The sequence below is a fragment of the Parafrankia sp. Ea1.12 genome (genome assembly GCF_900465275.1).
In the GTDB taxonomy this organism is placed as follows: domain Bacteria; phylum Actinomycetota; class Actinomycetes; order Frankiales; family Frankiaceae; genus Parafrankia; species Parafrankia soli.
In genome coordinates, this window is sequence record NZ_UBIZ01000357.1 from 1 (window position 1) to 246 (window position 246).

At 62.6% G+C, this 246-nt stretch carries 1 pseudogene; it reads left to right on the forward strand.

The window, feature by feature from the left end:
• Nucleotides 1–246, forward strand: a pseudogene (locus FMEAI12_RS19820) (integrase); the annotation flags it as partial.

Here is a 246-nt window from a genome sequence, read left to right on the forward strand (position 1 = left end):
CCGGCATCCTGGCCTGCGATTTCTTCACCGTCGACACCGTGTTCCTCCAACGGATCTACGTGTTCTTCGTCGGCGAGCACGCCACTCGCCGTGTCCATGTCCTCGGGGTCACGAAGCATCCGACCGCAGCGTGGGTCACCCAGCAGGCACGGAACATGCTGATGGACCTCAAGGAACGTGGCCACCGGTTCCGGTTCCTCCTCCATGACCGCGACACGAAATTCACGGCTTCCTTCCTGGCCGACC